The sequence below is a fragment of the Brevundimonas sp. SPF441 genome (genome assembly GCF_009661015.1).
GTDB classification, from domain to species: domain Bacteria; phylum Pseudomonadota; class Alphaproteobacteria; order Caulobacterales; family Caulobacteraceae; genus Brevundimonas; species Brevundimonas vesicularis.
Genome location: NZ_WJWX01000061.1, coordinates 1 through 255, shown reverse-complemented (window position 1 = coordinate 255; position 255 = coordinate 1). Strand labels below are relative to the sequence as shown.

Annotated in this window: 1 protein-coding gene; it reads right to left on the bottom strand. The window is 65.9% G+C overall.

Translation table 11 applies throughout. From position 1 onward, the window contains the following. The coding region (locus tag GGC30_RS16370) for a hypothetical protein (protein WP_228763800.1) at positions 1-255 on the bottom strand (255 nt) is incomplete at both ends.

Below are 255 nucleotides of genomic sequence, written 5' to 3'. Positions count from 1 at the left end.
ACTTGGACGGAACGGGGATGTTCACGTTCAGGGCCATGGCCGACTTCCAGGCGCCGTGGCTGGCGCTGGTGGAGTTGGCGTTGGCGGCCAGGTTGATGTAGTTGCCGTTGGTCGCGGCGGCCGTGGAACCGACGGCGCCGGCGGTGTAGGTGCCGGTGACCGAGTAAGGCAGGTTGGCCTGGAAGACGTTGGAGTCGTAACCGGCGCCCGAGTTGTTCACCAGGCCGCGGATGTCGTTCTTGGACACGGTGACGG